Annotated in this window: 18 protein-coding genes and 1 tRNA gene; 10 read left to right on the top strand and 9 right to left on the bottom strand. The window is 66.4% G+C overall.

Annotated features, from left to right (window positions below; genetic code table 11):
* The first annotated feature begins 2 nt into the window (after positions 1–2).
* The 6 genes from glgX to N8I74_RS16300 all read left to right on the top strand — a co-directional run bounded on the left by glgX (position 3) and on the right by N8I74_RS16300 (position 9,777).
* The gene (gene glgX / locus N8I74_RS16325) at positions 3–2,072 is read left to right on the top strand and encodes a glycogen debranching protein GlgX (RefSeq protein WP_263124189.1); all 2,070 of its coding nucleotides are present in this window, start codon (positions 3–5) and stop codon (positions 2,070–2,072) included.
* Positions 2,069–3,700, top strand: a complete 1,632-nt coding sequence (locus tag N8I74_RS16320) for an alpha-D-glucose phosphate-specific phosphoglucomutase (RefSeq protein ID WP_263124188.1) — start codon at positions 2,069–2,071, stop codon at positions 3,698–3,700. Before glgX ends, N8I74_RS16320 begins: the two co-directional genes overlap by 4 nt.
* Before the next feature lie 64 nt (positions 3,701–3,764).
* Positions 3,765–5,039 carry a glucose-1-phosphate adenylyltransferase gene (gene glgC / locus N8I74_RS16315; RefSeq protein ID WP_263124187.1) on the top strand — a complete coding sequence of 425 codons (1,275 nt, stop codon included), beginning with the start codon at positions 3,765–3,767 and terminating at the stop codon, positions 5,037–5,039.
* 136 nt (positions 5,040–5,175) lie between these two features.
* On the top strand, positions 5,176–6,603 hold the full coding sequence (glgA, locus tag N8I74_RS16310) for a glycogen synthase GlgA (protein ID WP_263124186.1): 1,428 nt from the start codon (positions 5,176–5,178) through the stop codon (positions 6,601–6,603).
* 35 nt (positions 6,604–6,638) lie between these two features.
* Positions 6,639–9,086 carry a glycogen/starch/alpha-glucan family phosphorylase gene (gene glgP, locus N8I74_RS16305; protein WP_263124185.1) on the top strand — a complete coding sequence of 816 codons (2,448 nt, stop codon included), beginning with the start codon at positions 6,639–6,641 and terminating at the stop codon, positions 9,084–9,086.
* Positions 9,087–9,225: 139 nt separating this feature from the next.
* Positions 9,226–9,777: an NUDIX domain-containing protein gene (locus tag N8I74_RS16300; protein ID WP_263124184.1), complete on the top strand. Its 552-nt coding sequence runs from the start codon at positions 9,226–9,228 to the stop codon at positions 9,775–9,777.
* A 75-nt stretch (positions 9,778–9,852) separates the two neighbouring features.
* Here N8I74_RS16300 and N8I74_RS16295 read toward each other — a convergent pair whose 3' ends face one another.
* On the bottom strand, positions 9,853–10,107 hold the full coding sequence (locus N8I74_RS16295; protein WP_263124183.1) for a hypothetical protein: 255 nt from the start codon (positions 10,105–10,107) through the stop codon (positions 9,853–9,855).
* Between the two features lie 379 nt (positions 10,108–10,486).
* Positions 10,487–11,212, bottom strand: coding sequence for a hypothetical protein (locus N8I74_RS16290; protein ID WP_263124182.1), 726 nt, complete (start codon positions 11,210–11,212; stop codon positions 10,487–10,489).
* A 187-nt stretch (positions 11,213–11,399) separates the two neighbouring features.
* Here N8I74_RS16290 and N8I74_RS16285 point away from each other — a divergent pair, with 187 nt between their 5' ends.
* A complete protein-coding gene (locus N8I74_RS16285; RefSeq protein ID WP_263124181.1) occupies positions 11,400–12,050 on the top strand; it encodes an SOS response-associated peptidase in 651 nt (216 codons plus the stop codon).
* A 1-nt stretch (position 12,051) separates the two neighbouring features.
* Here N8I74_RS16285 and N8I74_RS16280 read toward each other — a convergent pair whose 3' ends face one another.
* The 5 genes from N8I74_RS16280 to N8I74_RS16260 all read right to left on the bottom strand — a co-directional run bounded on the left by N8I74_RS16280 (position 12,052) and on the right by N8I74_RS16260 (position 19,929).
* Positions 12,052–14,244, bottom strand: coding sequence for a hybrid sensor histidine kinase/response regulator (locus tag N8I74_RS16280; protein ID WP_263124179.1), 2,193 nt, complete (start codon positions 14,242–14,244; stop codon positions 12,052–12,054).
* A 142-nt stretch (positions 14,245–14,386) separates the two neighbouring features.
* Entirely contained in the window at positions 14,387–15,523 is a 1,137-nt protein-coding gene (locus N8I74_RS16275; RefSeq protein ID WP_263124178.1) for an FAD-dependent monooxygenase, read from the bottom strand.
* Entirely contained in the window at positions 15,523–18,594 is a 3,072-nt protein-coding gene (locus N8I74_RS16270) for a LodA/GoxA family CTQ-dependent oxidase (RefSeq protein ID WP_263124177.1), read from the bottom strand. Before N8I74_RS16270 ends, N8I74_RS16275 begins: the two co-directional genes overlap by 1 nt.
* A gap of 184 nt (positions 18,595–18,778) precedes the next feature.
* Complete coding sequence (locus N8I74_RS16265) at positions 18,779–19,198, bottom strand: MAPEG family protein (protein WP_263124176.1); 420 nt, start codon at positions 19,196–19,198, stop codon at positions 18,779–18,781.
* Between the two features lie 566 nt (positions 19,199–19,764).
* The gene (locus tag N8I74_RS16260) at positions 19,765–19,929 is read right to left on the bottom strand and encodes a hypothetical protein (RefSeq protein ID WP_263124175.1); all 165 of its coding nucleotides are present in this window, start codon (positions 19,927–19,929) and stop codon (positions 19,765–19,767) included.
* Between the two features lie 196 nt (positions 19,930–20,125).
* Here N8I74_RS16260 and N8I74_RS16255 point away from each other — a divergent pair, with 196 nt between their 5' ends.
* Entirely contained in the window at positions 20,126–20,827 is a 702-nt protein-coding gene (locus tag N8I74_RS16255; protein ID WP_263124174.1) for a YfbU family protein, read from the top strand.
* 16 nt (positions 20,828–20,843) lie between these two features.
* Here the strand turns inward: N8I74_RS16255 and N8I74_RS16250 are convergent.
* Positions 20,844–20,933, bottom strand: a tRNA-Ser gene (locus tag N8I74_RS16250).
* A 353-nt stretch (positions 20,934–21,286) separates the two neighbouring features.
* Between N8I74_RS16250 and N8I74_RS16245 the strand changes: the two genes are divergently transcribed.
* The gene (locus N8I74_RS16245) at positions 21,287–21,955 is read left to right on the top strand and encodes an energy transducer TonB (protein ID WP_263124173.1); all 669 of its coding nucleotides are present in this window, start codon (positions 21,287–21,289) and stop codon (positions 21,953–21,955) included.
* Positions 21,956–22,281: 326 nt separating this feature from the next.
* Here N8I74_RS16245 and N8I74_RS16240 read toward each other — a convergent pair whose 3' ends face one another.
* The gene (locus tag N8I74_RS16240) at positions 22,282–22,761 is read right to left on the bottom strand and encodes a VOC family protein (RefSeq protein ID WP_263124172.1); all 480 of its coding nucleotides are present in this window, start codon (positions 22,759–22,761) and stop codon (positions 22,282–22,284) included.
* 332 nt (positions 22,762–23,093) lie between these two features.
* On the opposite strand from N8I74_RS16240, the gene N8I74_RS16235 reads away from it, so the two are divergent.
* Positions 23,094–25,388 (top strand): catecholate siderophore receptor Fiu, encoded by a 2,295-nt coding sequence (locus tag N8I74_RS16235; RefSeq protein WP_263124171.1) that lies wholly within the window; start codon positions 23,094–23,096, stop codon positions 25,386–25,388.
* The last annotated feature ends 24 nt before the right edge of the window (positions 25,389–25,412 follow it).

The raw sequence follows: 25,412 nt of genomic DNA, 5'->3' as shown, positions 1-25,412 counted from the left end.
CGATGCGCGCCTTGCTTGCCGGTGCCGCGTATCCGCTGGGCGCCACGGTGCTGCCCCAGGGCGTCAATTTCGCCCTGTACGCCGGCCACGCCGAGCGGGTGGAGCTGTGCCTGTACGACGGGCACGGCCACGAGGAGCTGGCGCGCCTGCCGCTGCCACGCAATACCCACGGCGTCTGGCACGGCTTGCTGCCCGACGCCGGTGCCGGGCTGGTGTACGGCTACCGCGTACACGGTCCGTGGGCGCCACGCGAGGGGCACCGTCACAATCCGAAGAAGCTGCTGCTCGATCCCTACGCGCGGGCGCTGGTCGGTCAATATCGGGACCATCCCGACTTCAACAGCCATGACCTGTTCGATCCGCAGCTGCCCGATCCGCTGGACAACGGCGCGCTGGCGGTCAAGGCACAGGTGATCGACGAGCGCTATGACTGGGCAGGCGAGACGCGGCCCGAAACGCCGTGGGCCCGGACCATCCTGTACGAGGCGCATGTCCGGGGCCTGACCATGCGCCATCCGGCGCTGCCACCCGAATTGCGCGGCAGCTATGCCGCATTGGCGCATCCGGCGGTGATCCGGCACCTGCAGTGCCTGGGCATCACCGCGATCGAACTGCTGCCGGTGCAGGCCCACGCCGACGAGCCGCGGCTGCAACGGCTGGGGCTGTCCAATTACTGGGGCTATAACCCGCTGGCGCCATTCGCGCCCGAGCCGCGCTACTGGTCGGGCCAGGGCGGCACGCCGCTTTCCGAGTTCCGCGATGCGGTCAAGGCACTGCACGCCGCCGGCATCGAGGTGATCCTGGACGTGGTGTACAACCACTACGCCGAACTGGATGTGCTGGGGCCGACGCTGTCGCTGCGCGGCATCGACAATGGCAGCTACTATCTGCTGGACCCGCACGGCGGGTACGAGAACTGGACCGGTTGCGGCAATGTGCTCAACCTGGCCCATCCCCGGGTGATCCAGTGGGTGATGGACAGCCTGCGCTACTGGGCCATCGAGTGCCATGTCGACGGCTTCCGCTTCGATCTGGCGCCGGTGCTGGGTCGGACGCCACGCTATTCGGCCTGCGCGCCCCTGCTCTCGGCAATCGCGCAGGACCCGCAGCTTGCCCGGCTCAAGCTGATCGCCGAACCATGGGATCTGGGGCCGGCAGGTTACCAGCTCGGCCAGTTCCCGCCCGGCTGGGCCGAATGGAACGACCAGTATCGCGATACGTTGCGCCGCTTCTGGCTGCACGATGGCGTCAGCCGCGGCCAGTTCGCGCGCCGGTTCGCCGCCTCCAGCGACCTGTTCCAGCACCATGGGCGCAAACCGTGGGCCAGCGTCAACTTCATCACCGCGCATGACGGATTCACCTTGCGCGATCTGACCAGCTACAACCGCAAGCACAATCTGGCCAATGGCGAACACAACCGTGACGGCCATAACCAGAATCAGAGCTGGAATTGTGGCGTGGAAGGCCCGAGCGACGATCCGGGCGTCAATCTGGTGCGGTTGCGTGCCCGCAAGGCGCTGCTGGCCAGCCTGCTGCTGTCGCAGGGCACGCCGATGCTGCTGGCGGGCGACGAGCTGGGCCACTCCCAGGGCGGCAACAACAATGCCTATTGCCAGGACAACGACATCACCTGGCTCGACTGGGGCAACGGCGCGGGCGAATTGACGGAATTCATCGGCGAGCTGGTACGGCTGCGCCAATCGTGCCCCGCGTTGACATCGGGGCAATGGTGGCAGGGCGAAGGCGATGCGGCCGGGTTTCCCGACGTCACCTGGCGCAATCCGTCGGGGGAGGCGCTGCGTGCCCACGACTGGGAGGACGGCGCCGGCCGGGCGTTGATGGTGCAGCTTTCGGGGTTCTTCCTGGTGCTGATCAACGCGTCGGCCAACCAGGTGCCGTTCCGGCTGCCGCCGGGCTGCTGGCGGGTGCATCTGGCCAGTACCGAAGACAAGGATTCCGCGCTGTACCTGGGCGAATGCCGGGTGGCGGCCCGCAGCCTGACCGTATTGATCGAGGAGGCCCACGAGCCGGGGCTCTTCGCCAATCCTTTCACTTCCGAGGAGCAAGCATGACAAGCAAGACCGTGGCGACGCGGCCCTTTGACGGGCAAAAGCCGGGCACTTCCGGCCTGCGCAAGAAGGTCGGCGTCTTCCAGCAGCCGCATTACCTGGCCAATTTCGTACAGAGCATCTTTGATGCGCTGGGCGGGGTGGTCGGCAGGACCCTGGTGCTGGGTGGCGACGGGCGCTTCTACAATCGTGAGGCGGTGCAGATCATCCTGAAGATGGCCGCGGCCAACGGCGTGGCGCGGGTGCTGGTGGGGCAGGGCGGCGTGCTGTCGACCCCGGCGGCCAGCTGCGTGATCCGCAAGCACCGCGCCAGCGGCGGCATCGTGCTCTCCGCCTCGCACAATCCGGGTGGCCCCGACGGCGATTTCGGCATCAAGTACAACATCGACAATGGCGGGCCGGCGCCGGAAAAGGTCACCGAGGCGATCTACGCGCGCACGCGCGAGATCACTGAGTACCGCATTGCCGATGTGCCGGATCTGGAGCTGGACATCATCGGCAGCCGCACCTTCGCCGGCATGCAGGTCGACGTGATCGACCCGGTCGCCGACTACGCCGAGCTGATGCAGTCGCTGTTCGACTTCGGCGCGATCCGTGCCTGGTTCGCCGCCGGGCACCGGATGTGCTTCGACGCCATGCATGCGGTGTCGGGCCCCTACGCGGTGCGCCTGCTGGAGCAGATCCTGCATGCGCCGCGTGGCACCGTCATCAACGGCACCCCGCTGCCTGACTTCGGCGGCGGCCACCCCGATCCCAACCCGGCCTACGCCACCGAACTGATCGCGCGCATGCAAGGTGACGATGCGCCTGACCTGGGCGCCGCGAGCGACGGCGATGCCGACCGCAACATGATCGTGGGCCGCGGACTGGTGGTCTCACCCTCCGACAGCCTTGCCATCCTCGCCGCCAACGCGGACAGGATTCCCGCGTACGCCGGCGGATTGAAGGGCGTGGCGCGTTCCATGCCCACCTCGTGCGCGGTGGACGCGGTGGCGCGGCAACTGGGCATTCCTGTCTATGAGACACCCACCGGCTGGAAATTCTTCGGCAACCTGCTCGATGCCGGCCGTGTGACCCTGTGTGGGGAGGAAAGCTACGGTACGGGCTCAGATCACGTCCGTGAGAAGGACGGCGTCTGGGCCGTGCTGTTCTGGCTCAACCTGCTGGCGGTCACCGGCAAGAGCGCCAGTGACATTGTGACGGAACATTGGCAACGCTTCGGCCGTCACTACTACAGCCGCCACGACTTCGAGGGCATTGCCACCGAACGGGCCGATGCGCTGATGGCGGCGCTGCGCGCCAGGCTTGCCGACCTGCCCGGTCAGACATTGCAGGGCCAGCGCGTGGTGCACGCGGATGATTTCGCCTACACCGATCCGATCGACGGCTCGGTTTCGGGCAAACAGGGGGTACGCGTCGTATTCGAAGGCGGATCGCGCGTGGTGTACCGCCTGTCCGGCACCGGCACCGAGGGCGCCACGTTGCGGGTCTATCTTGAACGCTATGAGGCGGACCCGGCGCGCCACGCGCTGCCCACGCAGGACGCGCTGGCGGACCTGATCGCCATTTCGCGCGGACTGGCCGATATCGCTGGCCATACCGGACTGACCGAGCCCACGGTGGTGACCTGATCATCGTGAACCGGACAGGGCACTGCACCCTGGCCGACGACCTGTTAATGGAGAGTAAAGGCGCATGGAAACCCAACTGATCGACAAGGCCACACTGGCACGCCAGCTGCCCAACAAGGCTGTGGCACTGGTGCTGGCGGGCGGGCGCGGTTCGCGCCTGAAGGCATTGACCGACCACCGCGCCAAACCGGCGGTGTATTTCGGTGGCAAGTTCCGCATCATCGATTTCGCGTTGTCCAACTGCCTCAATTCCGGCATCCGCCGGATCGGCGTGGTCACGCAGTACAAATCGCACTCGCTGCTGCGGCACCTGCAGCGGGGCTGGTCGTTCCTGCGCAACGAAATGAACGAGTTCGTCGATCTGCTGCCGGCGCAGCAGCGGGTGGATGAGGAGCACTGGTACCGCGGCACCGCCGACGCCGTGTACCAGAACATGGACATCGTCCGCAGCTACCGCCCCGAATACGTGGTGATCCTGGCGGGCGACCATATCTACAAGATGGACTACGCCCGCATGCTGGTGGACCACGTGATGTCCGGCGCGCAATGCACGGTCGCGTGCATCGAGGTGCCGCGCATGGAGGCCACCGCCTTTGGCGTGATGCACATCAACGAAGAGCGCCGCATCACCGACTTCCTGGAAAAGCCCGCCGATCCGCCACCAATGCCCGGCCGGCCCGACGTGGCACTGGCGTCGATGGGCGTCTATGTCTTCAACGCCGACTACCTCTACCGGCATCTGGACGAAGACTTGGCCAACGAAGCATCGGCCCATGACTTCGGCAAGGACATCATCCCGCGCGTGGTGCAGGAAGGCGGGGCAATCGCCCACCCGTTCTCGCTCTCGTGCGTCAAATCCGACCCCAACGCACGTGACTATTGGCGCGATGTCGGCACGGTGGATGCCTACTGGGCCGCCAACCTGGATCTGGCCTCGGTCACGCCGGAGCTGGACGTGTATGACCAGGACTGGCCGATCCGCACTTACCAGGAGCAGCTGCCCCCCGCCAAGTTCGTGCAGGACCATAACGGCAGCCACGGCATGACGCTCAATTCGCTGGTCGCCGGCGGCAGCATTGTCTCAGGCTCGCTGGTGATCAATTCGGTGCTGTTCTCGCAGGTGCGCGTGCATTCGTTCTGCACCATCGATTCCTCGGTGATCCTGCCGCAGGTGACCGTCGGCCGGAACTGCCGGCTGCGCCGCTGCGTGATCGACCGCGCCTGCCAGATTCCCGAAGGCATGGTGATCGGCGAGAACGCCGAAGAGGACAAGCGCCGCTTCTACCGCAGCGAGGGTGGCGTGGTGCTGGTGACGCGCGACATGCTGGCCAAGCTGTAACGACACCCGATCAAGATTCCCAGGTAGCGCGGCATGCAGCGGGCACGTAGACCGGCCTGATGCCGCAGCCGCAGTGCGGGCAGGGCGTCCGGCCCTGGCCGCGTGCCTGTTCCACTTTTCGCGTCCAGGATCCTTCATGCGCGTGCTGCACGTTTGTTCAGAAATGTTTCCGTTGCTCAAGACCGGGGGGCTGGCCGACGTGACCGGAGCGCTGCCCCTGGAGCTGGCACGCCAGGGCATCGACGTGCGGGTGCTGTTGCCGGGTTTTCCGGCGATCAGCGCTGCGCTGGCGGGCGAGGGGGCGGTGGCCGACCTCGTCACACCGTTCGGCCCGGCACATCTGTGGTTCGCTCGGCTGCCCGGCACGTCGGTGGGGCTGTATGTGATCGACGCGCCCGCGCTCTACGACCGGCCGGGCAATCCGTACGACGAGCACTACCAGGACAACCACCGTCGTTTTGCGCTGCTGGCCTGGGTGGCGGCCGAGCTTGCCTCCGGGCTCGACGGCCTGTGGCGTCCGGAGGTGGTGCATGCGCACGATTGGCACAGCGGGCTGACCCCGGCCTACCTGGCTGCCCGCGGCCGGCCCGCCCGCTGCGTGTTCACGGTGCACAACCTGGCCTACCAGGGCGTGTTCGGCCGGCACGCATTCGGCGAGCTGGCGTTGCCCGAGTCCTTCTTCTCGGTGCAGGGCATCGAGTTTCATGACCAGGTGTCGTTCATGAAGGCCGGCCTCTTTTATGCCGACCATGTCACCACGGTCTCGCCCACCTATGCACGCGAGATCGCCACCGCCGAGCAGGGCTGCGGGCTGGACGGCCTGTTGCGCAGCCGGGGGCATACGTTGTCGGGCGTGCTCAATGGCATCGATACGGCGGTGTGGAACCCGGCGGGCGATCCGCTGATCGCCGCGCCTTACTCGGCCGAGAAAGCCGCGGCCAAGGTCAAATGCCGGCGGGAGCTGCAGCAGCGGCATGCGCTGGCCGAAGTGGACAACGCACCGCTGTTTGCCGTGGTCAGCCGGCTGACCGAGCAAAAGGGCCTGCACCTCGTGCTGGAGGCATTGCCGCAGATCGTGCAGCGCGGCGGACAGTTCGTACTGCTGGGCAGTGGCGACCCGCACCTGGAGGCTGCTTTCCGTGCCATGGTCGATGCGTATCCGGGGCAGGTGGCGGTGCAGATCGGCTACGACGAGGCGCATTCGCACCGGGTGATGGCCGGTGCCGACGTGATCATGGTGCCCAGCCGGTTCGAGCCGTGCGGGCTGACCCAGCTCTACGGCCTGCGCTACGGCGCGTTGCCGCTGGTGCGTCGCGTCGGCGGGCTCGCCGATACGGTGGCCGACTGTACGCTGGAGAACCTGGCCGACGAGCTGGCGACCGGCTTTGTCTTCGATGAATTCAACGCCCGTGGCGTCACCACCGCCATCCGACGCGCCTTTGCGCTGTGGGCCCGGCCGCGTGAATGGAAAGCCGTGCGCCGGAACGCGATGCAGCAGGACTTCGGCTGGGCTGCCTCGGCGGCAGCCTATATTGGGCTGTATCAATCCCTGCTGGCGCACTGAGCGCGCTGTCCGATCTTTTTCTTGCGGAGCCCAACATGACCGTCGATTTCGTACATGACTCCCCCGGTACCGATGTCGCCTCCCTCAAGCGCTCGATCGCCAACAAGCTGGTGTTCGCGGTGGGCAAGGACCCGATCACCGCGCAGCCGCGCGACTGGCTGTTCGCCACCATGCTGGCGGTGCGTGACCGGCTGGTGGAACGCTGGATGCGCACCACCCGCGCGCAGTATTCGCAGGAGAGCAAGCGCGTCTACTACCTGTCGATGGAATTTTTGATGGGGCGCGCGCTGAGCAATGCGTTGCTGGCGCTGGGGCTCTACGACGAGGTGCGCGGCGCGCTCGACTCACTGGGCATCGATTACGACGAGATCGACGAGATGGAGCCTGATGCTGCGCTCGGCAACGGCGGGCTGGGGCGGCTGGCGGCATGCTTCCTGGATGCGATGGCCACGCTCGGGCTGCCGGGCTACGGCTACGGCATCCGCTACGACTACGGCATGTTCAAGCAGCGCGTCATCGAGGGCAACCAGGTCGAGGCGCCGGACTATTGGCTGGCCCACGGCTACCCGTGGGAATTCGCGCGGCCCGAAGTGCAGTACCTGGTGCGCTTCGGCGGCCGGCTGCAGGAGGAAGGGCGCAAGGTGCGCTGGGTGGAGACCCAGGACGTGTTCGCGATGGCGCACGATCATATCGTGCCCGGCTATGACACCCCGGCCACCAATACGCTGCGGCTGTGGTCGGCGCGCTCGTCCAACGAGATCAACCTGACCAAGTTCAACCAGGGCGACTATTTCGCCGCGGTGGAGGAAAAGAACCTCTCCGAGAACGTCTCGCGCGTGCTCTATCCGGACGATTCCACCTACTCGGGCAAGGAGCTGCGGCTGCGCCAGGAGTACTTCTTCGTCTCGGCCAGCCTGCAGGACATCCTGCATCGGCATCACCGCGCCTATGGTCAGGTGGACAACCTGGCCGACAAGGTGGCGATCCACCTGAACGACACCCATCCGGTGCTGGCCATCCCCGAGCTGCTGCGCATGCTGATCGACGAATACGGCATGGATTGGCCAGGCGCCTGGGGCATCACGCGCCGCGTGTTCAGCTACACCAACCACACGCTGATGAGCGAGGCGCTCGAAACCTGGCCGGTGGACATGCTGGGCCGCGTGCTGCCACGCCACCTCAAGCTGATCTTCGACATCAACGACGAATTCCTGGACGAGGTGCGCCTGCGCTTCGGCGAGGATGCCGACCTGATCCGGCGCATGTCGCTGGTGGATGAGCACGGCGAGCGCCGGGTGCGCATGGCCTATCTCGCGGTAGTGGCCAGCCACAAGGTCAACGGCGTCTCGGCGTTGCATTCGGAGCTGATGGTGCAATCGATCTTTGCCGATTTCGCCAAGCTCTACCCGGAGCGCTTCACCAACAAGACCAACGGCATCACGCCGCGCCGCTGGCTCGCCCAGGCCAATCCGGCGCTGTCCGGGGTGATCGACCACTACATCGGCAAGACCTGGCGCAGCAACCTGAACGAGCTGGCCGAACTGCGCCAGCATCTGGACTATCCGGCCTTCGTCAAGGCGGTGGCCGAGGCCAAGTTCAGCAACAAGGAACGTTTGGCGCGCTTCGTGGCACGCAAGCTGGGTGGCGTGATCGATCCGCACGCGCTCTTCGATGTGCAGGTCAAGCGCATCCACGAGTACAAGCGCCAGTTGCTGAACGTGCTGCACGTGATCACCCGCTACAACCGTATCCTCAAGCACCCGGACAAGGACTGGGTGCCGCGGGTGGTGATCTTCGCCGGCAAGGCTGCCAGCGCCTACCGGATGGCCAAGCTGATCATCAAGCTGATCAATGACGTGGGCGTGCGGATCAACAACGATCCGCGCGTGGGCGACAGGCTCAAGGTGGTGTTCATCCCCAACTACGGGGTGACACTGGCCGAACTGATCATCCCTGCCGCCGATCTTTCCGAGCAGATCTCCACCGCCGGCACCGAAGCCTCGGGCACCGGCAACATGAAGTTCGCGCTCAACGGCGCGTTGACCATCGGCACGCTTGACGGCGCCAACGTCGAAATGCGCGAGGAAGTAGGCGAGGACAACATCTTCATCTTCGGCAACACCGCCGACGAGGTGGCAAACCTGCGCCGCGATGGCTACAACCCGCGCTTGTTGTACGAGCAGGACCAGGAGCTGCACGAAGTGCTCAACATGCTCGCTTCCGGCTACTTCAGCCCGGACGATCCGGAGCGCTTCCGGCTGGTGTTCGACGTGCTGGTGAACTGGGGCGACCATTACCAGTTGCTGGCCGACTACCGCAGCTACGTGGATACCCAGGACGAGGTGGACGCGCTCTACCGTCAGCCCGAAGCCTGGACACGGCGCGCCATCCTCAATATCGCCGGCATGGGCAAGTTCTCGGCCGATCGGACCATCCGCGAATACGCGGAGGACATCTGGAAGGTGAGGCCGGTCAAGCTGTAGCGCCGGCGGCTGCCGCGGATGGACGTCGGTGCAGGCGGGCGGCGCAGCGGCAGCACGTGCCGGCGCAGCGTGACGCTTGTTGCGCGCCATTGCTTGCGCCACACTCGCCCTTTCCCGATTGCCAGGAACGCACCACCCCATGTCCCAAGACGACCACCTGATCGAAACCCGGATCGCCAGCGAACGCGTATTCGACGGTGCCTTGCTGCATATCAACCGCGATACGGTGCGCCTGCCGGACGGCAGCAGCGCAACCCGCGAGTACGTGCTCCATCCCGGGGCGGTGATGGTCCTGCCGGTGCTGGACGACGGACGCATCCTGATGGAGCGGCAGTTCCGCTATCCGTTGGACCGGGTGTTCATCGAGTTCCCGGCCGGCAAGCTCGATCCGGATGAAGCGCCGCTGGCATGCGGTCAGCGTGAACTGCTGGAGGAGACCGGCTACAGCGCGCGCGAATGGGCGTATCTGGGCGTGCTGCATCCGTTGATCAGCTACACCACCGAAACCATCCACCTGTTCCTCGCGCATGGCCTGACCGCGGGACAGGCCCGGCCCGACGAGGGTGAGTTCGTCGAGACCATGGCCGTCGCCCTGCCTGACCTGATCGCTGACGTACTGGCGGGCCACATCACCGACGCCAAGACCGTGGCCGGTATCTTTTGGCTGCAACACAAACTGCAGTCGCGCTGACAGGCGCATCCGTCCCGGTTCTGTAAAACAAAAAAGCGGCAGCCGAAAGGCTGCCGCTGTCCTACCACATCATGCTCACGGTGTGGTTTCGACGCTGTCACTCTGGCTGCTGCCGACGCCCGGCGACATCGAGCGGCTGCTGCCGCTGTTGCTGTCCCATGGTCCCCAGTTGCCGAAGCTGCGATCCACTTGCAGATCCTGGTTCTGACCTTGTTCAACCGGCGGCACCAGTGTCCGATCAGTCTGTTGCGAGCCCATTTCCTCGGCCAGGACGGCACTCGAAGCGATCAGTGCAGAGGCGGCCAGCAGCGAAGTCAATGTGCGTTTCATGGCGTCACTCCTGTTGCGGGTGGATACGCTGGATGGGTTTGCAAGGAGCGTGCCATCCGCAATCATTCCGGCGCGCAACCCCCGCTGCGCCAAGCCTGGCGCTGCCGGCGGCGCCGATCTGGGCGGCACGGCGGAGCAGGGGCGGCAGGCCCATATGGGTAAAGCTTGCAAAACGGTGTTGTAAAACTCACCCGCTGCGGTACCGCCAAACCGGTGTGGCGGCAGTGCGTTGCGCTGCGCTGTGCCGTTACCCCGCTGCGGCATGAGCAAACGCGGCCTTGTGAAGGGAGGCCGTGGGACAAAGGTATGTGTAGCCAGCTAGATGGCGGGGCGCGTGCGGTGCCACAGGTCGCAGCGGCGCGCACGCCGGCCGCAACCGTCATGCCTTGACCCGCAACCCCGGCTGCTCGGGTCGCGATTGCAGCAGGGCCGGCAAGTCGACGTAGCGCGGGCCGCCAGGCAGGTCCAGCAGTTGCAGCGCCATGTCGCCCAGCAGGCCGAACGGCGCATCGGTAGCGGCGCCTTGCAGCGCAAACGGCTGACGTGCCGGCTCGGCGCTCAGGTGGCGCAGCAGGTCGGCCGCCGTGCCGTCGAACAGGCTGCGCCAACCGCTGGCGCTGTCGGTGGTGGCGGCTTCGTCGCCATGGCTGGCGTACGTGGCTTGCTGCACCGCTTGGTAACGCACCTCGACTTCGAATTCGAAGGTCCTGCCGTCGGCGGTGGTCAGCGTGCCGCGCCCGGTGAAGCTGCTGCTGTCCTGCAGTTCAAAGGCCGCGGCGCTGAGCCCATCACCACGCTGCAGCAGCGCGGCACCTGCGCTGGAACTGGCGGAGAGATCGAACGCGTCGAACTGCACCTGCATGCCTTCGGCGGCATCGCCGAACAGCGTTCGGGCAAAATCCCCGAGGAATGTCTGGGCCATCTGGACTGTGGCCTGTCCGAGCCGGCCGACCCGTTCGCCCAGGGCGCTGCCTTGCTGCAGCGGCGAGGCGGTGTCGGCCTTGCCCACCGGCTCGGCGTTCACGCGGCTGCCGCGCAAGGCATCCGGGCGGGGTTGATTGAGCCACTGCGCAAGGGAATTGCCGGTGGTGATCGAGGGCTTCATGGGCTACGCCTCCGGGGTCGATGCAAGGCATATCGGCCGTATGCAGCGGGGCTTGAAGCGTGCCAGGACCGATGGTCCTATGAAACCGATCCGCGGCGCCGGTTCAGTGCCGATCGACCTGCGGCAAGGCTGCACGGGTGTTGCCGTCCCCGGCACAATAGCGGCTGACCATCCGTATCCAGCTGCCATGTGCGTCAATTTCCTGCCCGTTACCCCCGCTACCCTGCAAGGCCATTTCCAGGTGCCGTCGCCCGACCCGGCGTGGCAGGAAGAGGCTTGGCAGGACTATCTGGCCCCCATCGTGGTCGGCGATGGCGGGCAGCGCCAATGCGTGCTGGCAAGCTACGGCATGGTGCCCCGACGGCGTATCCCGGAGGGCGTGCGCAAGTACAGCACCATGAATGCACGCAGTGAGACGCTGGGTGAGCGTCGCGCATACCGCAGTGCCTGGCGCGTGGGGCAGTACTGCCTGGTGCCGATGTACGGGTTCTTCGAGCCCTGCTATGTCTCGGGCAAGGCCGAGCGTTGGCGCATCGGCCTGCAGGACGACGCGCCGTTTGCGGTGGCCGGGCTGTGGCGCAGCTGGGACGAGCCCGACGGCAGTCTCAGCTATTCGTTCACCCAGCTGACCATCAACGCCGACCAGCATCCGCTGATGCGGCGGTTTCACAAGCCCGACGACGAGAAGCGCAGTCTGGTGATCGTGCCGGAGCAGGATTACGACACCTGGCTGGGCTGCCGCAATGCCGAACTGGCAAGGGCATTCCTGACGCCGTTTCCGGCCGAGCGCATGCAGGCGCGGCCACAGCCGTTGCCGGCGCGTAAACCGCGCGCCTGAGTCAGGGGGCCGGGGGTGTCCGTTCGGCCAGTGCCTCGCGCAATGTCTGCGCCAGCACGGGCACGGCATAAGGCTTGGCCAGCACCTTGAAGCCATCGTCTTCCGGCACGTGTTCGGTGTAGCCGGTGGCCAGCACCACCGGCAGGTGTGGGTCGCGCCGATGCAAGGCGCGCGCCAGCGCCAGCCCGTCCATGGGGCCCGGCATGACCACGTCGGAGAACACGATGTCGATGGCGGCCGGGTCGCGGTCGTAACACGCCAGCGCGCTGCCGGCATCGTGCGCGATGCTGACTACAAAGCCCAGCTCGCCCAGCAACGGCGCCACCACCGTGCGTACCTCGTCGTCGTCGTCCACCAGCAGCACGTGCGCTGGAACCGGTGCCTTCGCCGGCTGCGGGTCGGGGAACCGGGGCGGCAGGGCGTCGCCACCGGCCGGGAGCTGCAGCGTGATGCAGGTGCCCTGGCCGGGCTGGCTGGTGATCTGCACACTGCCACCCGATTGCCGCACAAAGCCGTAGACCTGCGCCAGCCCCAGTCCGCTGCCTTCGCCCACCGGCTTGGTGGTGAAGAACGGCTCGAATGCCCGTGCCGCCACTTCCGGCGGCATGCCCGAACCGCCGTCGCTGACCTGGAGCGTGACCATGCCGTGCGTGTCCGGCGCGGGGCGCAGCGTGACAGTCACCGGCCCGCCACGCGGCATCGCGTCGCGTGCATTCAGCACCAGGTTGAGTACCGCCAGCTCGCACTGCAGCGGATCGATCCGCACCGTGCACGGCATTTCACTCAGGTCGTACGTCAAGGTGATATTGCCCGGCAGCGCGCCTTCCAGCAGCTCGGCCATGCCCAGCAGCAGCTCGCGCAGTGCCACCAGGCTGGTTTCCTCCGCCCGCTGCCGCCCGAACGCCATCAACTGGCGGGTAAGCTTGCCGCCACGGGCGACCGAGCGGATACAGGCCGCCAGCGCCTGCTGTGCTTTGGGGTCGGCGGCTGACCGGCTGGCGACCTGCAGCCCGACGGTAAGGGTCTGCAGCAGATTGTTGAAATCGTGGGCGATGCCTCCGGTCAAGCGTCCCAGTGCCTCCAGCTTCTGGCTTTGCAGCAGCGCCTGCTGCGATCGCTCGGCCTGGGCCACCGCCTGCGCCACCCGCTCGGCCATCACCCGGTTGGCATCCTGGATCTGCGCATTGGCATGCAGCAGCACCCGGGCGGTACGGTCGGTCTCCAGGAGGCCGGTCGCTGGCAGATGCAGCGGATCGCCGCGGCCCAGCGCCTGTGCGGCGTCGTCCAGCTGGCGCAGCGGCCCGGCGATGCGCCGCCCGAACCAGTAGGCCAGCGCCAGCGCCAGCGCCAGCAGGCAGGCCGATCCCAGCGCCACCGCGGCGACTGCCCGGATCGCCACGCCGCGGATCTCATGCTGTGGCCGGGCGATGATGACCGCCCAGTCCGAGGCCGGTGCCTTGCTATAGAACGACAGCACCGGGACGCCGCTGAGTGTGACCGACGCCAGGGAGCCGCCGCGGCTGGTCGCCAGGCGCTGCGCCAGCGGGCCGGACGTGCGTTGCCCGACGAAGCGCGCCTCGTCCATGTTGCGTGCGACCACCCGGCCGCTGCTGTCCACGATCACCCCCAGCCAGCCCGGTGGCAGCCGTTGCTCGTCCAGCAGTGCGCCCATCTGGCTGGCGAACGAGCCCATGGTGATGAAGTAGACGATCTCACCATGGTGCAGCACCGGACGCTGCACCGAAAAACTGTAGCGCTGCGCCGACTCCGACCAATACAGGTTGGTCACCACGAAATCGGACGTGGTCTTGGGGTGCTGCGCGACCAGCGCCGCGCTCTGCGGCAGCGGGTCGCCCAGCGGCAGCCGGGTGTTGAGCATCTGCCGGCCGGCGATATCGAACAGCATGATGCTGCTGTCCCAGGCTTTTGCGACCTGCCTGGCCTGATGATAGAACGCCGGCAGCCCGCTTTGATGCTGCAGGGTCGGCGAGGTGGCCAGAGTGGCAATCACCGCGTCGCGGCGGGCGATCTCGCGGTCCACCGCCAGTGCCAGCGCGTGGGTGGTCTCGCGCATGCTCTGCTCCATCGCCGTATGCTGGGTGCGATAGACGTACCAGATGCCGCAGACAGCGCCGAGCAGCGTCGGCAGCAGTACGGCCAGGATCAACAGGATGAGCTTGCAGCGTATCGTCATGCGGGGGGGACGGGGCTGACGCCGGTTTGGCGCGTGGCGCGAGGGTAGCATGCCCGCCAGATAGGCGCGGATATGCCTGCCATCCGGCGCATGGTTCGCCTTCGGCCTGATCATTGCTGGCATGTCGGGTGGCGGCCGCGGCCTACGCCATGCTCGTCGTCACCGCTGCGGTGGTGTTGCGCCGTGGCGACCAGAAGGCCGAGTCCGGCCAGCGGGTTTCCAGCGCATAGAACTGTGTCAGCTGCTGCCGGTAGATCGCATGGATATGGTGCAGGTGCGTGCCAAACCGTGCCGGGGCTTCGATGTCACCCGCGAGTGCGGCGAGGAGAGCGTGCGCGGCTTGCATGCCGCCGTAGAGTGCGGTGGCGATGCCCTTGGACGACAGCGGGTCGAAGGCGAGCGCTGCATCGCCCGCTGCCAACCAGCGTCGGCCGGCAGCCCGATCCAGCATCTGGCTGCAGGCATCTGCGCCACAGGCACGGCCGATTGGCCGATAACCGTGCGCGTGGCACCAGCGGTGCAGGTGCGGTGCTCCGGCCAGTGCCTGCCACAGGCCGCCGCCCAGCAGCGCGCGACGCCGGTCGGCATCGGCATCGCAGAGCAGGGCGATCAGCCGTTCGCCTGACGGCAGCAGCACGCTGTACCACCAGCCTTCCTCGACCGCCTCCACCCAGGTGCGGCCGTCCCGATCGATGGCGGTGGCACTGGCAAGCCGCTGGTGGAATGCCAGCAGCCGGTCGTGCCGGATGCGTACCGCACCCAGCGCACGGGCGAGCGTCGCATTGCGGCCACTGGCATCGATCAGCCACTGCGCCTGCACCGTCCGCACCGGCGTGCCGCCGGCCTGCATGTCCAGCAGGTGCGGCGAGCTCCCGTCTGCCGCCTGCCGCAGGTGCAGCCGGGCCGGGGCGATGAGCCGGGCACCGGCCGCGGCGGCCGTTTCGCGCAACCGGGCGTCGAACCGGACCCGGTCCAGCTGCCATCCTGTGCCATGCAACTGATACAGGAAATCGTTGGCGTGCGGGCTGGCCGCACCCCAGCAGGCCAGGGTGCCAGGGCTGGTCCGATGCCCATCCGCCTGCACCGCATCGAGCACGCCCAGCTCCTGCAGCAGTGGGCGGGCCGAGGGCGGCAGCCCTTCGCCGATGCGCGGGGCCATCAGCGCTGCGCCGGCGCGGGCCTCGGCCAGCAGCACCCGCAGCCCCGCCCGCGCCAGCACGATGGCGGCCGCGGCGCCGGCCGGCCCACCGCCGGCAATCGCAACGTCGACCGATGTCATCAGCCGCCGTGCCGCTTGCCGCGTCGTACCGGCAGCGGTGCCGACCGGGCTTCGTCGTGCGAATCGAAGTTGGCACCCTGCGGCAGGGGGCGCGCCTTGGGATGTGCCTTGGGCAGCCCCTCCGCCGACGCGGCCTTGAGCGCCGATGCGGCCCGGGCCGCATCGCTCAGGCTCGCCGCGTCTGCCGGTGCGACATCCGGACCGTACGACGCCACCATCATGGTTGCCGGGAAATCCGGACTGGACGCCACACCCGGGCGCACTTCGAGCAGGCCCATCGAGCCGAAGATGCGCACCATCTGTTCCATCTGCCCGGCGGTGTTGCCGTGCAGCGGCTTGTTCCAATCGGTGCGGTTGCTGAACGCCTCGATCCGGCGCGCCAGCGGTTGCGAGGGGTCGACGACGACGGCGTAGTCGTGGGCGGCCAGCACGTGGTTGGGTACCCGGGCGGGCCAGAAGGTCGGGGCGAACGGGTCGTAGGCGGTGTCGTAGCCGGCGCGGCACCAGGCCGTATCGGCCTGCCAGGGCAATCCCATCCAGCGGTTGAGATCGCCCGGGCCCTGGGCGTAGAGGGGCCCTTGCGCCGCAAGCGCGGCCGCCTGATCCAGCGTGGGGCCGTAGTCGGGCTCGGGGGTGTCCGGCGCGCGCATCCGGATGCGGAAGGGCTTGCTGTAGAGCGTGAGGTGTCGCATCGGCCAGGTCAGCTCGCAGCCGGGGTGGAAGGCGTCGGCGAGGCAGAATTCCAGCGCCGCCCGATCGAGCATCGCCGGCTGGTCTGCGAGCGGCACGCGGTCGATGTCCGTCGGTGGCGTGCGCTGCGGGTCCCAGTCGGCGGCGAAGTCGCCCTCGGCCCAGCGCTGCAGGATGCGGTACTGCGTCTGGCTGACACTGGCGTTCTGCCGTGGGCTTTCGCCAGCCGGCACGGTCATGGCATCACCGTAGAGCCAGGGCCACGGCAGCTGATTGCCGTCGGCCGGGTTGGGTGGGCGGAAGCTGTTGAACACCTGGCGCCGCAGCTCGGCGTTCGGATCGTACTGGCCTGCAGGGGGCAGCGCCGAGAGCTGCGCCAGCAATGCCGGGTTCTCGAAGTCATAGCGGCCGTTGTGGCCGAACAGCGTGGCAAAGCCCTGGTTGACCCATTGCAGGCCGGTGAGCCGCTGCAGGATGGGATACACATCGTCGGCGAACGACACCGTGGCCGGCGCCTGCAGCCAGCCGGCCTCTACGTACAGGTCGTACAGCAGGTCGTACAGTGTGCGCTCGGCCTTGAGCTGCGGTGCGTAGTTGGGCGGCGCGGTCACCACCCATGCCGCTTCGACCGGGATGTCGCGACCTTCGATATTGACGCTGGCTTCGACCGTGCCGTCGCAGGTGTCGTCGTACCAGCCGTCGGCATTGATGAAGGAATTGCTGTCGCTGGGAATGAAGATCGGGGTGCCGGCGGGCGAGGCCGACACCCCGTGGCCACCTAGCACCAGCAGCCGGCCGTGCGCGTCGGTGCGCAGCTCGCCCAGCTTGACTGGCACCCCGGTGAACTGGCCGCTGCATGACAGCGGCTGCGCGTTCGGCCCGGCGATGCGCTGGCGGCCGGCGTCGATGACAAGGCTGTCGCGCGCAGTGACCTTGGGGTTGCGCCGCGGCAGCACCGTTTCGGCCGCCTCGGGGATATCCATGGCGATCTGCCACTGATACCAGGCGGCCTTGCGATTGGCCAGGTGGACAGTCCAGGCGATGTCGGCCCAGTCCGAGGTTAGCTCGCGCACCACCTCGCCGGCCGCGTTGTAGCCGTAGAGACGGAACTGCGCCGCCTCGCGCTTGAGCGCCCCGGTGGCGTCGCGGTAGAAGCCCAGCGGCTGCGGCGCCGGCTCGGTCACCTGCGGGCCCAGGTAGAAATCATGCTCGCTGTTGCCCACGCGGGCGATGCCGATGGCCGGGTGGATGGCGGCGCGGACGATGCGCGTATCGCGGGCCGCCGGATAGTCGACCCCGGGGGCGTACTGCGCCGGGCGTGGCACCGCCGGTTCGGCCAGCGGCACGCCGTTCACATTGCGCCGGTTGGCCGCCGAGGCGCGGTACACCACCTTGCGCGCCTCGGCGATGCTGCCCACCGGGCGGTGCTCAGGCAACGCGTGCCACGGGTTGTATGCCAGATTCTCGCCGTAGGTGGCTTGCCCGCGCTCACCCAGATCCTGCTGCGGCAGCTCCAGGATGCCCAACTGCACCGGCGGGCTCGCCGTCTCGCTCCAGCGCACGGTGGCAGCATCGAGCGGCATATCGTGCTCATCGGTCTGGAACTGCACCAGGAAGCGAAAGCGCGCAGGGCCCTTGCCCAGCCGGGCCTGCAGATCGGCACGCAGGTAGAACGGATCGTTGAAGTCAGGCTGTGCCTCGGCCGCCGGCGCCGACAGCGGTTCGAGCTTGTATTTGACAAAGCGCCCCTCGCCGAAACAGGACGGCAGCACGCTCCAGTAAGGGGTGGTCAGCGCGGAATCGACCACCTTCTCCATCTCGTTCAGGACCTGCTGCGTGACCGGATGCGCCTTCAGGTAGTCGTCACTGTTGCCGTGCAGCGACTGGCAGGTGAACTCGCACATGTCCTTGGCGGTATCGACGAAGAACACATCGTGGTTCTGCAGGATGAAATCGTGGGTGGTGGCCGCCTCGTCCGGCGCCAGCAGCTTGGGTCCCGTCACCCCGAACAGTTTGATCGCGATGCCAGTGGTGCCTTTGAGATCCGGCACGCCCGGTTGCACGTCCGCGGAAAAGCGCACCCACACCGGGTATTCGGGCGCCTGGGCGAACACCCCCACCTTGAGTGCCTCGGGCAGGTCGGGGTCGATCACGAGCCGCCCATGCGCCACGCCGTGCAGCCGCAGGAACACCGGCCGCGTCGCCGGATCACGCCCTGCCGCCATGCCGCGGCCCTGGAAATAGTCGACGAACAACTGCTTGAGCCCGGTGATCGGGTCGCTGTCGCAGCAACAGGGGCTGGGCGGCAACACCGGCGGCAGCTGGACCGGCGTATCGCAGCCGGGACGGTCAGGTGTGGGGGAGGCGTTCGGCGTGCTCATGGCGGAATCCTTGCGGCTATGCGGGGAAGATATGCCGAAGGAGTGTAGACAGTCCGATGCAGGCTTGCTGGCATTGGTGTGACGTTTGGTTGACTTGTGTGATCAAGGCCGTGTCGCGGCACCGACTACGCTGTGAGGCGCCGCCGCGATGCCGAAGACGCCACGGATCGATGCCATTGGCGATTCAGCTGGCGAACCCACCCGGAATCAGACGCGCGAGCATCCATGCAACCAGGCCCAACTGCACCGCGAACAAAGCAAAACGCAGTTGTACGGCAGGCAGGCTGATGGACGCCAAGTGCACGCAGGACTGGCCGATCCGCGCTGCCAGGAGCCAGGGTGCCAACGGGTCGGTCAGTGACGGATGGTCGATTGCGAGCGCCAGCAGCAACGGGCCGACGACCAGCGGGAAGCTTTCGTAGCAATTGGCGTGGGCACGGCTCAGTCGGTGCGCGAACGGGGAGATGTCAGTGCCATCAGGCAGGAAGGTATTGGCAGCACGCCCCTGGCGCAGAACCGCCAGGGTGCGCACCGCTTCGATCGCGATGATCAGCATCAGGGTCCAGGCAATGTAGGCGGCAACAACGAAGGCGGTGGGGCTCATCAGGTCATCCTGTATGTGGCAGGCGTGGTGTTGGGGAGGGGGGGGCGATCCGGACCGGGACGCGTGGGCCTACTCTGCGCGTTGCCCTACCCCGGCACAAATTGTGAGCGAACGCGTCTCCCACAGACAAGCGCGCTGTGGCATGAGCCAGCAGCATGGCCGCCTCTGTAGTCTTATCCCAGGTCGACCAGACCCGCCACTGCGAGCTGGTCGAGGCGATCGGCTAGTGGCCTGCTTCGGGGGACAGCGCCTGGGACCGATGCCGCGCCGGTGTGCCGGTCGTCCACTACGCGCTGCCCGGCGTCCGCAGGCATCGGTTGGCCTGTGTATCGGGCAGTTGGCCGGTGCGTGGACACGAGGTCCAGTGATCGCGCCGACGACAAGATCTGCACAGCCGTACGGCCACAGCAGGTTGCCGAAGGGCATCCACATCAGCCTGGTACCCGACTGCTGGAGCATACTCACCCGCTGCCTAGCCGGATTGCCCCTTCAGAGGGGGCAACAGCGTTGCCACCGGTATGGGGCGTCGGCAAAACCGGAAACGAAGCTGGGGATGGCAGCGAGGATCATCCTCGGCAGCGGGTGCCGGTGCTTCCATCGCCTTCCAGCCGAAGCGCACGTCCTCCGCGGACTTTATGCACGGTGATTTCCACCAGTTCGGCGGGCACCCCTGCGGCGACACCTGGGCGGCGGGCGTTCTCGCGTTTCGTGTAAATCTTGGCTTGTTCCATGTCGTTGCTCCTGTGCGAGTTGAAGTGCGCACATTGCAAGACAGGTCTCCGAGAAGCGGCAACGACTTTTTGGACTTGATCGGGCGGGCTTGCCCTGACAAAACGCGACGCCCAAGACGCAAACCGACGAGGGCTTGCAATCGCAGTTCGTTACGGTATGATGTACGGTGTTACGTTAAACATTACGTAGTTTATTATGGCAAGCGAACGATTTGAAATGCGGATCGACAGCGATCTTCTGGAACGGCTAGACCAATGGAGGCAAGGTGAGGACGACACGCCTTCGCGGGCAGAGGCTGTGCGGAGGCTCATTGAGGCGGGGCTGGCACACGACAACAAGGGGCGCGCACCACATCTGAGCGACGGCGAGAAGTTGATTGCGATGATGCTGGCCGAGCTAATCAAGAAGACCGGCGTCGAAGTGGATACGAATGTCGATCTCGTTGAGAAGGTCATCCTAGGCGGGCACTACTGGGCGCTTGGCTGGGAGATGCCCGGAATCTTTCACGGGCATGCCGACAAACAGAGCCGCGTGCGCTTCGTTGTCGATGTGCTCGACATGTGGTCATTCATGGAGGAAGCGTTTGAAGGGCTTGGGGAAGAGAGCAAGGCACGTCTCGCCAAGGAAGCAGACCCGTTTGGGAAGCATGTGCAGTTCCTTGGTTTTGACGGGAACAACGAGTCTGAGCACCTTGGTATCGCGCGCTTCCTCATCAACGACCTAGACAGGTTCAGCCGCTTCCGTGAAGGGCATCGTGACCTCAACTCACATTGCCCCACGCTTGAAGGCTACGGAAGAATGCTAAGGGTCTTTGAGCCTATTCGGCAGACCCTTGTCGGTCGCAGTCTGAATGTGGATGAGCTTGCAGCCATCCTTAACAGCAGGCGTGCAAGCTAGAGAGGACGTGTTGTGATGGCGGTGGGTCAGGGATTCGAACCCTGGAAGGACTTACATCCTTGCTAGTTTTCAAGACTAGTGCATTCAACCGCTCTGCCAACCCACCTAATTCCGTGATGCGCTAAGAATCTGCTAAACAGCGCCAAAAGCGCCTTTGCGCGGATTCATTTAGCGCATTGTTTTTACTGCGTTTTTTCTTGCTTCGCTACCGTCTTAACGCAAGTTTTCAAGACCGGTGCCTTAAACCACTCGGCCACTCTTCCTGTGATTTTGCTGCCCCATCAACGTCAGCGGACGGCAACCTGCATCAGATGACACGGCGGCCCGGCCCAGGAGCGGGATGGCTGCGGGAGCGGGGTGCGGCATTGTAACCAAGCTTGCGGGCTTGGTCACGGCGTGGATGCGTGGTGGCTCGAAATTCGATTGATGTTGAGAATCCTTATCATTTAAAATCGCCGCATGTCTACCTATCGCTATATCGGCGTGACTGCGGTCTGTGCGGCCCATGCGGTCCTGATCTACGGCGTGATCCAAGGATCGCAGTGGAGCGCACCGCCTGAGCCCGTGACGGCGCCGGTGCTCACCTATGTGGAGCTGCCGGCGGCCCAACCCGAGGCGGTGCCGGCGCCCCCGAAGCCCCAGCCCCGCCCTGAACCCCGTCCGGTGCTCAAGCGGCCGCAGCCGCAACCCAGGCCCCTGCCGGCGCCGCAGGCACCGGCCGAGAACGCCGTGCGCCTGCCGCCGGAGCCGGTCCAACCTGCGGCCCCCGAGCCAGCCCCTGCTGCACCCGCCCCGGCGCCCGTTGCCGCGCCATCGCCCGCCCCAGCGCCAGCACCGGAACCCGAGACCCAGCCGGTATTCGATGCTGCGTACCTGAACAATCCCAAGCCCGGCTATCCGCGACAGTCCCAGGTGCTGCGCGAGGAGGGCACCGTGCTGGTCCGCGTCAAGGTGAGCGCCGCCGGGCTGCCGCTGAGTGCGACCCTGGCCAGGAGCAGCGGCTTCAGCCGGTTGGACAATGCAGCGCTGGAGGCGGTCAAGCGCTGGCGCTTCAAGCCGGCAATGCGCGGCAAGGAGCCGGTGGAGGCGACGGTGACGGTGCCGATGCAATTCCGCCTGGATAGCTGAGGCGGATCGGCGGTCAGACACGCGGCCTGTGGCCGGCAGGCAGCGCCGCATGCGTCAGCGGCCGTTCCCCGGTTGATCCGGCGGTGCAGCGCTTGCATTGCCGCATGGCTGGCAAAGTGCGAGGGGGGCACAGCGCGCCGCGCTTCGAGTACCGCCGATGCCATTGCGCAATATGTCGGGCATGTACCGATCGATCCGCCCCGGGCCTGATCGGTGGTTCCGATCAGCCCGGCGCGTTGCCGACCGTCTCTGCACCTGCTGATCCGGGTGGCGGGATCATCAGGATCATCAGCAATGGCAGGAGCGCCGGGTCGGCGCCGACCACCTCAGCCGCGCCGGGCGGCCTCGATCGCGGCGATGTCGATCTTGCCCATCCCCATCATGGCCTCGAACGCGCGCTGGGCTGCCACTGGATCGGGATCGGCGATCGCCGCCGTCAAGACGCGTGGCGTGATCTGCCACGACAGCCCCCACTTGTCCTTGCACCAGCCACATGCGCTTTCCTGGCCGCCGTTTCCGACAATCGCGTGCCACAGGCGGTCTGTTTCGGCCTGGTCGTCGGTCGCCACCTGGAACGAGAACGCCTCATTGTGCTTGAAGGCCGGGCCGCCGTTCAGACCGAGGCAGGGGATGCCCATCAGCGTGAACTCGACGGTCAAGACGTCCCCTTGCTTGCCCGAGGGATAGTCGCCCGGTGCGCGAAGCACCGCACCGACCGCGCTGTCGGGGAATGTCCTGGCGTAGAACTCGGCGGCTTCCAACGCGGTGCCGTCGTACCAGAGGCAAATCGTGTTCTTGCTGACCATCTTGGTTCTCCTGGGGGGTAAGGGGCGGCTCGTTCTGCTTCACCGGCCTCAGTATGGCCTGAATGGCGGCCGGCGCAGGATGGTGGCGGCCAGTGGTCGATTGCACGTGCTGAAACGGGTGATCGCATGACCCGACTGCGCGACATGCCGTTTCGGGCCGCACATCCAGGCGGAACGCGCCTGTAAGGAAATCAGCCGGTTGGGCGACATATCGCTTTCATTCTTGCAAATGGTAGTAATTCTCATTTTGTTCCATTACAATTGAGAAAAGTTCGCATTCGCATGGCAACGTCAGAGCGCCAGCGTACAAGACACCACTCAGGGAGATACCGATGACTGACCTTATCCGTAGCCGCAGGCACGGTGCCCGCCGCATGCCGGTGATCACCAGCACCGCGACCGCCACGCTGCTGGCCATGGCCGTACCCGCCGTCGCCAACGAGACCACACTGCCGACTGTCACAGTGTCGGGCGCCCAGCCGGAATACAAGGCCGAGCGCGTCGCCTCGCCCAAGTTCACCGAGCCGCTGCTGAACACCACGCAGACCGTGTCGGTGATCACCGATGCGCTGTTCAAGGAGCAAGGGGCCAGCACGCTGAGCGAGGCGCTGCGCAACAGTGCCGGCGTGAGCACCTTCTTCCTGGGTGAGAACGGCAATACCAATACCGGTGACGCGATCTACATGCGCGGTTTCGACAGCGCCAGCAGCATCTACGTCGACGGCGTGCGCGATCTGGGCTCGGTCTCGCGTGATACCTTCAACATCAGCCAGATCGAAGTGACCAAGGGCCCGGCCGGCACCGACTATGGCCGCAGCGCGCCCACCGGCGCCATCAATCTGGCGACCAAGCGCGCCGCGCTGGACGACGCAAGCTCGGCTTCGCTCACCGGTGGCGAGGACTACCTGCGCGCCACCGCCGATCTGAACCGCGCCATCACCGCCGTCGAAGGCACCGCGCTGCGCGTGAACGTGATGGGCCAGAAGGATGGCGTGCCGGCGCGCGATCAGGTCGAGAACGACCGCTGGGGCGTGGCCACGTCGCTGGCCTACGGGCTCGGTTCGCCGACCCGTGCCTATCTCGACTACCTGCATGTCGAGCAGAACAACGTGCCGGACGGCGGCGTGTCCACTGTCGGCCTGCCCGGCTACAGCACCCCCGACCCGGCCCGGCCGTTCCTCAACGACGCCGGCCGGGTGGACCCCACCAATTTCTACGGCACCCGTGCCGACTATGAGGACGTGCGCACCGACATGGTGACGCTCACTGTCGAGCGTGACTTCTCGCCGACGATGACGCTGCGCAACACCACGCGCTGGGGCAAGACCCGCCAGGACTACCTGTTGACCGCGTTCATGGCGTCGTCGACCAGCACGCCGCCCAACCTGCTGACACCCAACCCGGCCGATCCGTCGAGCTGGACGCTGGCACGCAGCAACCCTACGTTCAAGAACCAGACCAACGAGATCCTGACCAACCAGACCAATCTGAACGCGACGCTGGCAACGGGCGGCTTCACGCATGAGATCAGTGCAGGCATCGAGCTGACCCGCGAAAAGCAGCGCAACCTCACCACGATCCGCTCCGGCAACTGGCCCGCCGCCAATCTGTACGACCCCGATCCCAACGTCAGCGGGATGAGCTGGGCACCCAACGGCGCCCATGCGGATGGCGAGACCCGGACCGCGGCGGCCTATCTGTTCGATACGCTCAAGCTGAACGAACAGTGGCAGATCAACGGCGGCGTGCGTTTCGAGCGCTACAGGACCGAATACCTGAACGTGGCCGCCTGCGGCGGCACCGGCAACAGCGCGATTCCGTGCAACGGTGCACCGAGCGGCACGCTGGTCACGGCCACCGATCTGGACGATGCGGACAATCTCTTCAACTGGAAGCTGGGCGTGCTGTACAAGCCTGCGCCCAATGGCAGCATCTACGCCAACTACGCCACCTCGCAGCAGCCGCCGGGCGGCGCCAATTTCGCCCTGAGCAGCAATGCCAACAACGCCGGCAATCCCGACTACAAGCCGCAGCAGGCCCGCACCGCTGAGATCGGTACCAAGTGGGAAGTGCTGGACCGGCAGCTGGCGTTGAGCGCGGCGCTCTACCGCACCGAAGTGCGCAACGAAGTGGAGCAGGATCCGGTCGATCAGCAGTATCACCAGACCGGCAAGAAGCGCGTGCAGGGGATCGAGCTGGGCGTCGTCGGCCAGATCACCAGGAACTGGGGCATCAGCGCCGGCTTCACCGTGATGGATACCAAGGTGGTGAGTGGGGCCGGTGTCGGCAACGACGACAGCCGCGAGCTGAACTACACACCCAAGACTGCGTTCACCGCCTGGACCACCTACAACCTGGGCCACGGCGTCACGCTGGGCGGTGGCGGGCGCTATGTCGGCGAGCTGCAGCGTGGCAAGGACGGCGCCATCGGCACACCGCGCTACGTCGAGTCCTACTGGGTGTTCGACGGCATGGCGTCCTACGCGGTCAGCAAGAACGTCGAGGTGCAGCTCAACGTATACAACCTGCTGGACGAGGAGTACGTGGCCGCGATCAACAAGTCTGGCTATCGCTACACCCCAGGCACGCCGCGCTCGGTGCGTCTGACCGCCAACTTCACGTTCTGAGCGGCCTGACGTCCTGCCCGGCGT

It is taken from the genome of Chitiniphilus purpureus, assembly GCF_025642115.1.
Classification (GTDB): Bacteria; Pseudomonadota; Gammaproteobacteria; order Burkholderiales; family Chitinibacteraceae; genus Chitiniphilus; species Chitiniphilus purpureus.
The sequence above is the reverse complement of the archived record's forward strand: the minus strand, read 5'-3'. Positions and strand labels throughout refer to the sequence as shown.

What these genes read in the sequence shown, in the direction of transcription:
- N8I74_RS16255 (WP_263124174.1), top strand. Translation starts at nt 20,126, where the DNA reads ATGGCAAGCGAACGATTTGAAATGCGGATCGACAGCGATCTTCTGGAA.
- N8I74_RS16235 (WP_263124171.1), top strand. Translation starts at nt 23,094, where the DNA reads ATGACTGACCTTATCCGTAGCCGCAGGCACGGTGCCCGCCGCATGCCG.
- glgC (WP_263124187.1), top strand. Translation starts at nt 3,765, where the DNA reads ATGGAAACCCAACTGATCGACAAGGCCACACTGGCACGCCAGCTGCCC.
- N8I74_RS16300 (WP_263124184.1), top strand. Translation starts at nt 9,226, where the DNA reads ATGTCCCAAGACGACCACCTGATCGAAACCCGGATCGCCAGCGAACGC.
- N8I74_RS16270 (WP_263124177.1), bottom strand. Translation starts at nt 18,594, where the DNA reads ATGAGCACGCCGAACGCCTCCCCCACACCTGACCGTCCCGGCTGCGAT.
- N8I74_RS16265 (WP_263124176.1), bottom strand. Translation starts at nt 19,198, where the DNA reads ATGAGCCCCACCGCCTTCGTTGTTGCCGCCTACATTGCCTGGACCCTG.
- N8I74_RS16260 (WP_263124175.1), bottom strand. Translation starts at nt 19,929, where the DNA reads ATGGAACAAGCCAAGATTTACACGAAACGCGAGAACGCCCGCCGCCCA.
- N8I74_RS16285 (WP_263124181.1), top strand. Translation starts at nt 11,400, where the DNA reads ATGTGCGTCAATTTCCTGCCCGTTACCCCCGCTACCCTGCAAGGCCAT.
- N8I74_RS16290 (WP_263124182.1), bottom strand. Translation starts at nt 11,212, where the DNA reads ATGAAGCCCTCGATCACCACCGGCAATTCCCTTGCGCAGTGGCTCAAT.
- N8I74_RS16245 (WP_263124173.1), top strand. Translation starts at nt 21,287, where the DNA reads ATGTCTACCTATCGCTATATCGGCGTGACTGCGGTCTGTGCGGCCCAT.
- glgX (WP_263124189.1), top strand. Translation starts at nt 3, where the DNA reads ATGCGCGCCTTGCTTGCCGGTGCCGCGTATCCGCTGGGCGCCACGGTG.
- N8I74_RS16280 (WP_263124179.1), bottom strand. Translation starts at nt 14,244, where the DNA reads ATGACGATACGCTGCAAGCTCATCCTGTTGATCCTGGCCGTACTGCTG.
- N8I74_RS16295 (WP_263124183.1), bottom strand. Translation starts at nt 10,107, where the DNA reads ATGAAACGCACATTGACTTCGCTGCTGGCCGCCTCTGCACTGATCGCT.
- N8I74_RS16275 (WP_263124178.1), bottom strand. Translation starts at nt 15,523, where the DNA reads ATGACATCGGTCGACGTTGCGATTGCCGGCGGTGGGCCGGCCGGCGCC.
- glgA (WP_263124186.1), top strand. Translation starts at nt 5,176, where the DNA reads ATGCGCGTGCTGCACGTTTGTTCAGAAATGTTTCCGTTGCTCAAGACC.
- glgP (WP_263124185.1), top strand. Translation starts at nt 6,639, where the DNA reads ATGACCGTCGATTTCGTACATGACTCCCCCGGTACCGATGTCGCCTCC.
- N8I74_RS16240 (WP_263124172.1), bottom strand. Translation starts at nt 22,761, where the DNA reads ATGGTCAGCAAGAACACGATTTGCCTCTGGTACGACGGCACCGCGTTG.
- N8I74_RS16320 (WP_263124188.1), top strand. Translation starts at nt 2,069, where the DNA reads ATGACAAGCAAGACCGTGGCGACGCGGCCCTTTGACGGGCAAAAGCCG.